Below are 8710 nucleotides of genomic sequence, written 5' to 3'. Positions count from 1 at the left end.
CCAAGACATCAATGAGTTAAAGAATATACAGCAAGGGAAGCTCAAAATGCGCTTCTGGTGGGAATGATTAGGCATATAAAGCCTATAAAAAACTATCACTGTAAAGAATAGGATATAAAAATGGCCTTTCAACCTTTAGGAGTGTTTAAAGGCTATGGATTGCCTGATCATTTATAGGCCTCTATATTTTTTTGCAGTTCTCCAACAAACTCTTTTCTATAGGATTCGGGTTCCAATATTTCAATACTACTGCCAAAAGACAACAGCATCGCTTTCAACTCGTAATTTGGGATCACCTCTAGCGTAAATACTTTGTAGTTCTCGGGAGATTCTTCACGTAAAAGCTTTTGGCTTTGATGTATTGGTTTTGTTTCAATATAATTGAACTGTTCGTTGGTGGCCTTAATTTTTATCGTCATTAATGGCTCCGTAGTTATTTTGGTTACTCCTACAAAATCCTCAAAATAATCCTCCTTAAAAAACATATTGTATTCAGCTTCATTAAAGACCTCTTCGGTTTTCATAACACGTTTAATACGTTCTAGGCCTAAATGAATTGTATGGGACTTTTCGTGATCGAACCCCATTAAAAACCAACGCTTGTTATATTGTTTTAGTAAGAAAGGAGAAAAGTGTAATACTTCCTTCTGTGAATTAAATTGTTCGTGTTCTACTTGTAACACAACTTTTTGTTGGATGCTCTCGAATAGGTCGAGAAAAAGTTCTTGCTGGAAAACTTCAAAATTTGGGTGGCTTTCAATTTGAATCATTGGAAAGTGATCTACACCGTCAGTTTCAAAAAACTTTAATTCTTCTAATTTATCAAATCCCTTTTCTGATAAAATAGAATAAACACTTTCCTTAATATTTTTTAACCCAAGTCCGTCCAGACCAATTAAAATGTCATAGAGTGTAATCAGGTATTCCAATTGAGCCTGTTTAAACAGTTTATGAACTAGGCTAACAGGTTTATTTTCGTAAGTATAGACACGCGGTGACCCTGTTTTATTTATTGGGATCTCCAATACAGTTTCAATAGTAGAAATGCCTTTCTCTATGGTTCTTACATCTTCAATTAAAGGCAAATCCAATTCTACCAAATCATCGTTGGCCTTTTCTTTAAGATCTTCTTTGGATTTAGGACTACCGTTTAAGGCATTATGGATGGCTATGATAATAGCAATATTTCTTTTTTCTGTAAGAGATAGTAGACTCTTTGGGCTGATTTTCTTTTTGTTTTTTGTCATTAAGAGTAAGAATTGATAGGCTAAAAATATCAATTTATTATTAAAATCATGGCCCCTAATTATAAACATTGCGGGCAAGTTTTGGACTTGCGAAAAGTGAATAGGGATCTTTGAAAACTACCGGGCGTTATGGTTTTGCCGCCCAGTAGTAGTATTGGACTTAAAAGAAATACTATCTACGATAGCCTTTACAATAATGTGTCCAATAGAAAAAGGTGAAGGAAGTGTTTGCTTATTCATAACGAAATGATTTAAAAATTAATAGATTTCAAAAGGAATATAGAACATCGCGATCAAATCACGTACTTGCAAAGTGGCAAGGGGGCACTGCAAACTACTGGGCGTTTGGTTTTACTGCCCAGTAATATTGGAATCATCCGGAATACTATCTACGATAGCCTTTAGAATAATGAGTCCAATGGAAATGGTTGTAAGAATATGCTTGTTCATAACAATAAGAGTTTAAAGATTAATGAACTATAAAAACATCACGACCTGGTCGTGTACTTGCATTGCTGCAAGAGGTCGGGGTTAACTACTGGGCGTTATACTTTTATCGCCCAGTAGCATTGGAATCATTATCCTGGCTATCAAGGACAACCGAAAGGATACTAATTGCAATGGTGACTAGTTTTATCCAGTTTGTCATAACAAAAAGTTTTTAAGGTTAATAGTTTTCAAAAATAGTAAGGAACTTCGCGATCTGGTCGCGTACTTGCATTACTGCAAGAGATCGTTTTAACTACTGGGCGCTGTTGCTTTACCGCCCAGTAGTATTGGAATCACTATCCTGGCTATCTACGATAACCGTAAGGATACTAATTGCAATGGTGACTAGTTTTATCCAGTTTGTCATAACAAAAAGATTTAATGGTTAATAGTTTTCAAAAGTAGAATGAAACTTCGCGATCTGGTCGCGTACTTGCATAGTGTGGCAAGGGAGCGTGGTTAACTACTGGGCGTTATACCTTTATCGCCCAGTAGCATTGGAATCATTATCCTGGCTATCAAAGACAACCGTAAGGATACTAATTACAATGGGTATTAGTTTAATCCAATTTTTCATGGCAATAGGTTTTAAAGATTAATATTTTTCAAAAGTAGTAGAGAACTTCGCGATCAGGTCGCGTACTTGAATAGAGAGGCAAGGGATCGTGGTTAACTACTGGGCATTGTAGTTTTACCGCCCAGTAGTATTGGAATCACTATCCTGGCTATCTACGATAACCGTAAGGATACTAATTACAATGGGGATTAGTTTTAACAAATTAGTCATGATAATAGGTTTTAAAGGTTAAAGGACTTCAAAAGTAGTAGGGAACTTCGCGATCTGGTCGCGTACTTGCATAGTGTGGCAAGGGAGCGAGGTTAACTACTGGGCGTTATACTTTTATCGCCCAGTAGCATTGGAATCATTATCCTGGCTATCAAAGACAACCGTAAGGATACTAATTACAATGGGTATTAGTTTAATCCAATTTTTCATGGCAATAGGTTTTAAAGATTAATAGTTTTCAAAAGTAGTAGAGAACTTCGCGATCAGGTCGCGTACTTGCATCACTGCAAGAGATCATTTTTAACAACTAGGCGCTGTTGCTTTACCGCCTAGTTGTATTGGAACTATTATCCAGGATATCAACGATAACCGTTGGGATACGATTTACTAAAGATATTAGTCTTATCAAATTAGTCATGGCAATAGGTTTTAAAAGTTAATGGATTTCAAAAGTAGTAGGAAACTTCGCGATTAGGTCGCGTACTTGCATAGTGTGGCAAGGGATCGTGGTTAACGATTAGGTGCTATGGTTTTACTTTTCAGTTGTAACTGCGCAATCATCCAAGTTATCACCAAGATCCTTAAGGATACTAAATACAATGGGAATTAGTTTTGTCCAAATAGTCATAGTAATAGGTTTTAAAAGTTAATTGACTTCAAAAGTACTAGGGAACTTCGCGATCAGGTCGCGAGGTAGAAATATGTTTTAAAAAAGATAAACGGCAATATTACGGAGTCATTAGAACTGGATACTCATCCGAAGAACCACAATTAACTGAAAAATTTTAAACGGTTTAGCTTTACTCTAAACCGTTTTTTATTTCCACATCATAAAACTATATGCTTTTACATATAAAACAACAAATAAACAATAAATTATATTCAATTACATATAATTTATTATATTTACACAATATTATATTCAATTGCATATAATGAAAAGATTATCTGAATTTGTTAAGGAACGTAGAAAAGAGGTCAACCTTACTCAGGAAGAATTTGCCGACCGTACAGGCGTGGCTTTAACGGTGATACGAAAAATAGAACAGGGGAAAACCAATCTAAACATGGACAAAGTGAATTTGGTCCTAGCCATGTTTGGTCATGAATTGGCTCCTGTTAACAGTAAAGAACTGAATAAATGAGACAGGGAAACGTATATTACAAGGAGATTTTGGCAGGTGTATTAACTGAAACCGACGATGGCGAATACGTGTTTCAATATGTTCCAGAATATGTCAAAGACTATCCAGACAAATTCATCACTTTTACCATGCCCGTAAGCTCAAAACCTTATACAGAAAAACGCCTTTTCCCTTTTTTTGAAGGCCTCATTCCTGAAGGTTGGTTACTGGATATTGCCTCCAAAAATTGGAAGATCAACCGAAATGACCGTATGGGACTTTTATTGGCCTGTTGTGCCAATTGCATTGGAGCCGTAAGTGTTTTACCTAAAGAATAGCACATGGAAAACAAATGTTTATACTGCTATAAGCCAACAGAGCCCAATACGGACTTCCATAAAAAATGTTCCTTGGAATTTTTTGCCAGTCCTACACCTCCAAAAATTGATTATTCCCTTGATCAAATGGATCAACTGGCAAAAAACATTGTGGAACGCAGTGTTGCTGTACCTGGTGTTCAGGCGAAATTATCCATGTCCCTGATAAAAGAAGCCCAAGACCATTCCGATACGAGGCTAACGGTTGTTGGAGCTTTGGGTGGGCAATACATTTTTAAGCCACCTTCCGATAAGTTTCCTGAAATGCCCGAAAATGAACATGTCACCATGCGTATTGCGGAGGCTTTTGGAATTCGTGTGGTTCCGTCCTCATTAATTCGATTGGCTTCAGGGGAGCTATCCTATATCACCAAACGCATTGACAGAACTGAAAGAGGTGAAAAACTCCACATGATCGATATGTTCCAGATCACCGAGGCTTTCGACAAATATAAAAGCTCAATGGAAAGAGTTGGAAAGGCCCTTGACTCCTATTCAGAAAACACACTGCTTGACAAAATCTTTTATTTTGAACTGGCTTTGTTTGTTTTCCTAACAGGAAACAATGATATGCACTTAAAGAATTTTTCAATGATGGAAAGCCCTTCTGGATGGGTATTGGCTCCCGCTTACGACCTATTAAATGTAGCCATCCTGTTTCCTGAAGATACCGAAGAATTAGCACTTACACTTTCTGGAAAGAAAAAGAAGCTAAAACGGGAACATTTTGATTTGTTAGGCAAAGGGTTGGGATTAACCGAAAAACAAATTAGCGGTTCCTTCAAACGCATGCACAAAAACAAACCAAAAGCTTTTAAATGGATAGAAAGCTCATTCCTATCAGAAGCAATGAAAGAAGCCTATAAAACTTTGCTCGAAACAAGATACAGACAGTTGGAAATCGATTCATAAAAAAGTGTCTCATAAGGCACTTTTTTATTGCTTATGAAAACCCATTTTCTTTTCATTTCACACCTACTTCAACGTGTTCATTTCTTTTATGGATAAGGCTTGGATTCTTCACTTTTTTAACTAGTTTTATATCAGTAAACTATTAACAAAAAAGTGAACAGAAACTGAACACGTTTTTGGAACACGATTTCTCATACAATGGGCTGAAAACCCCGTAAAACGGGCGTTTCAGGAATATAAAAATTCCTTCATAACCCAGAGGTCACGAGTTCAAATCTCGTCCTCGCTACAACAAGCAATCAGTTGCAAACTAGCGGTTTAGACTTCACTAAACCGCTTTTTTTATGTTTACTACCCAATTAATGAAACTTCCATTTCCTCTTCTGGGAATAACTTGTATTTTTTGAATAGCGCCCATTATGTCTGAAACAAAATTATTTATCCGTGTACAAACGTGTACAAACGTTTACAAACGTTTACAAACGACTATAAACATTTAACTACCGACTAAACACTGCTTTATTTCTATTTTAAAGGACTGAAATAAACCAAAAGAATGCTTTTTAAACAACATATCACATTAAAACATCTTCTGATTGATCAAAAAAAGCATATTGGACTCCAATATTATTCCAATAGAGCCTTGGATGCCATTGTACGAGAATTAAATGATGTACAATGGAGTGATGAATTTTCCATGTACCACATACCCAATTCAAAAGGAAACCTTGACCAAATCTTCAGATTCTTCAAAGGAGTTGCCTGGATCAATTGCAAGTTTTTCTTTGACAAATCAAGGGCTAAGGAGGGAAACGCCCCCTTAAACCTTAAATGGCATGAAAAACGTACACAGAAAAGAAGCCTACGATCATGTCCCAAGGAATACCTAAAAAAATTGGAATTGAAGAAGTATTCCAACAATACTTCCAAAACCTATATATGCTGTTTCGAGCATTTTATGAATTTCTACCCGAACAAGGAGCTAAAAGAAATCAATGAAATGGACATTAGAGCCTATATTTCGAAAATGATAAAGGAAGACAAATCGGATTCCTATATCAACCAATGTATAAACAGTATTAAGTTTTACTACGAGGTTGTACTTGGAATGCCCAATAGGTTCTATGCCATTGAGCGCCCAAGAAAGTCCCAAAAATTGCCCACAGTACTCGCCAAGGAAGAAGTGCAGAGAGTTATTGAATGCACCAACAACATCAAACACAAATGTATTGTAAGCCTTTTGTACTCTGGAGGTTTGAGAAGAAGCGAACTCTTGAACCTTGAAATAGGAGACATCGACAGCAAGCGAATGCTCATTAAAATTACCGGTGCAAAGGGCAATAAAGACAGGTTTACCCTGCTCTCACAAAAAGTTTTGGATGACCTACGCACCTATTTTAAGGAGTATAGACCTAAAAAATATTTGTTTGAAGGCCAGAACGGAGGAAAATATAGTGGTAGTACCGTTGGCAAGGTTGTTTCAAGGGCATCCATAAAGGCAGGGATTAGAAAAAAAGTCACTGCCCACACCCTAAGGCACAGTTTTGCCACACACTTGTTGGAAAACGGCACCGACTTAAGATATATACAATTACTCTTAGGTCACAACTCCACAAAAACTACTGAAATTTACACACATGTTGCTACAAGTAGTTTTGATATGATCAAAAATCCATTAGATTTGTAAGTATAATCATAATGGAAATAAACGCACCGGTGCGTTTATCCATATGTTGCCTACAATTAAAATGGACAAACTTGAACCAACTTGGAAGGTATCTGAAAAAGAGATTTTGAAAAATTTCTCCTTCTTGCAATCAGAATTTGGGTTTCCAAAATTCAAAAAAAAGTGGATTAAAGACGAGTATTCGATTACCTCTAAAAAAGCGGACATTGAATTTTCGTGTACAATATTCAAATTTGACTCGAGCGCTCCCATAATTGGAATAGTAAACCATTCCGAAATGCTAGATTTTAGACATGAAATGTATCCTACAAATTTTTATTGGATTCACAACCTTGACGATACAGGAGGACTAAAAATGATGGCGGAAGAAGGACGTGACTTTATAGAAATCTATATTTTGGAGTGTGCAAACCTTTTAAAAAACAAACCAAAAATTTTAAACGGAATTACAACAGACTTTAAAAAAAACAAAAAACTGTAGGCAACACAGTGTATAATTCATTGCTTCCGATTTTCCTCACGGAAAATCCTCGCAAGTTTGCTATCTTAGTTTCTTAAACTCGAAAATCCTGCGGATTTTCACGCAACGAAACTATACACAAACCGTTGTGCACAAGCTGAAAAATGAGAAATCCGATAAAAATAGTGCTTTTGATTTTGACATTTATCTCCTGTAAGCATCATTCGGAAACAAAAGCTGAATCGCATAAGGAAATTGCTGAATTAAGACTGGAAAATTATCAAGACTCATTTCAACAAACGGACTCAATTCCAGAACAGTGGAATTTTATGGTTTTCGAAAAAGGTGGTTGTTTAGGTGGAGAACAATATATTTCTGACCAAACATTCCAACGTGAACCAAAAAGACTTGTTTTTAGCGAAATAGAATGGAAAAATTTCGCTAAAAATGATAAAACAAAATTGACTGAATTTCTGGTTGGCAAACTTGCTGACACAACGAAAACAAAAATCCATACTTGCCCATTTTTCGGAGCTACGAATGGAGAAATGGCTATTTATTCACTTCAGCACATTCACAACAAAAATTGGTTTGACTTTGCAGAATTTGAAGAATATAAAAACAAAGAATACGAAAGTGCAACTGACCAGCCACAAATGTGGCTACAGAAAATATTAAAAAACGAAACTAAACGGAAAAAGTTAGCGGAATTGTATCGCAACAAACTGAAAAAATAAAAGCCAGTGCACAACACCGTGTATAATTCATTGCTTCCGATTTTCCTCGCGGAAAATCCTCGCAATTTTGCTAACTTAGTTTCTTAAACCTGAAAATCCTGCGGATTTTCACGCAACGAAACTATACACAAACCGTTGGCACCAATTAAAAAATGAAACCTTTTATATATATCCTTTTTCTTTTAACCCTTTTCTGCTGTGTTAAGGAAAATAAACGGACTGATGAAGTAAGTAGCAACATTCAGAAATTGGTAGAACCCAAAAAAGTTGATACTATAATTAGTACTCCACAAATACAATCGGTAAAAAACAAAGAAGATTGGCCAAAGTCCTTACTAACTATAATGAACGAGGAAATTAAAAATTATGGTATATATAATATTGATAAACTAGTTACTTTAAACGATTCTCTTAAAATAATACTGTTTGAATTTAATGACGGAGTTTGTGCTCAGACAAATCTAGGTACCTACCTTAATGAAAATGAAATCGATTTTATGGAAATAGGTATCCAATGTGACCATGATTTATCCATTCCTAAATATGAATGGAAAGTGTTTGAATTTATTGCCCAAAACAAATTTAAAATAAAGGAATTTAGAGAATATGTCCATGACTCATTGATTGATTCAAATGGTCATATCAAAGATGGATACGATTTTATTGAATCTGAAACTAAAATAGATTCAATTATCAACCATTATGTAATTAATTTAAACGGAGAAATAAGTAAACAAATAAAATAACTGGTGCCAACACCGTGTATAATTCATTGCTGCTGATTTTCCTCACGGAAAATCCACGCAACTTTGCTATCTTAGTTTCTTAACACGAAAATCCTAGCGGATTTTCACGCAACGAAACTATACACAAACCGTTGGCTGCAAGCT

9 protein-coding genes are annotated in these 8710 nt (G+C 35.7%); 7 read left to right on the top strand and 2 right to left on the bottom strand.

Annotation, left to right across the window (positions count from 1 at the left end):
* Positions 1 to 167 precede the first annotated feature (167 nt).
* Positions 168 to 1247, bottom strand: a complete 1080-nt coding sequence (locus tag ZA05_RS17925) for a WYL domain-containing protein (RefSeq protein WP_053993053.1) — start codon at positions 1245 to 1247, stop codon at positions 168 to 170.
* A 117-nt stretch (positions 1248 to 1364) separates the two neighbouring features.
* Positions 1365 to 1487, bottom strand: coding sequence for a hypothetical protein (locus tag ZA05_RS18565; protein ID WP_255350060.1), 123 nt, complete (start codon positions 1485 to 1487; stop codon positions 1365 to 1367).
* Between the two features lie 1971 nt (positions 1488 to 3458).
* On the opposite strand from ZA05_RS18565, the gene ZA05_RS17920 reads away from it, so the two are divergent.
* The 7 genes from ZA05_RS17920 to ZA05_RS17890 all read left to right on the top strand — a co-directional run bounded on the left by ZA05_RS17920 (position 3459) and on the right by ZA05_RS17890 (position 8566).
* Complete coding sequence (locus ZA05_RS17920) at positions 3459 to 3668, top strand: helix-turn-helix domain-containing protein (protein ID WP_053993052.1); 210 nt, start codon at positions 3459 to 3461, stop codon at positions 3666 to 3668.
* Positions 3665 to 3985, top strand: coding sequence for a HipA N-terminal domain-containing protein (locus ZA05_RS17915; RefSeq protein ID WP_053993051.1), 321 nt, complete (start codon positions 3665 to 3667; stop codon positions 3983 to 3985). The genes ZA05_RS17920 and ZA05_RS17915 overlap by 4 nt, the downstream gene beginning before the upstream one ends.
* A gap of 3 nt (positions 3986 to 3988) precedes the next feature.
* Positions 3989 to 4936: a HipA domain-containing protein gene (locus ZA05_RS17910; protein ID WP_053993050.1), complete on the top strand. Its 948-nt coding sequence runs from the start codon at positions 3989 to 3991 to the stop codon at positions 4934 to 4936.
* Between the two features lie 556 nt (positions 4937 to 5492).
* A complete protein-coding gene (xerA, locus tag ZA05_RS17905; protein WP_053993049.1) occupies positions 5493 to 6623 on the top strand; it encodes a site-specific tyrosine recombinase/integron integrase in 1131 nt (376 codons plus the stop codon).
* Positions 6624 to 6900: 277 nt separating this feature from the next.
* Entirely contained in the window at positions 6901 to 7104 is a 204-nt protein-coding gene (locus ZA05_RS18240; RefSeq protein ID WP_157514746.1) for a hypothetical protein, read from the top strand.
* A gap of 143 nt (positions 7105 to 7247) precedes the next feature.
* Complete coding sequence (locus ZA05_RS17895) at positions 7248 to 7820, top strand: hypothetical protein (RefSeq protein WP_053993047.1); 573 nt, start codon at positions 7248 to 7250, stop codon at positions 7818 to 7820.
* Between the two features lie 152 nt (positions 7821 to 7972).
* The gene (locus tag ZA05_RS17890; protein WP_053993046.1) at positions 7973 to 8566 is read left to right on the top strand and encodes a hypothetical protein; all 594 of its coding nucleotides are present in this window, start codon (positions 7973 to 7975) and stop codon (positions 8564 to 8566) included.
* The last annotated feature ends 144 nt before the right edge of the window (positions 8567 to 8710 follow it).

Source organism: Mangrovimonas sp. TPBH4 (genome assembly GCF_001280505.1).
In the GTDB taxonomy this organism is placed as follows: domain Bacteria; phylum Bacteroidota; class Bacteroidia; order Flavobacteriales; family Flavobacteriaceae; genus Mangrovimonas_A.
The sequence above is the reverse complement of the archived record's forward strand: the minus strand, read 5'-3'. Positions and strand labels throughout refer to the sequence as shown.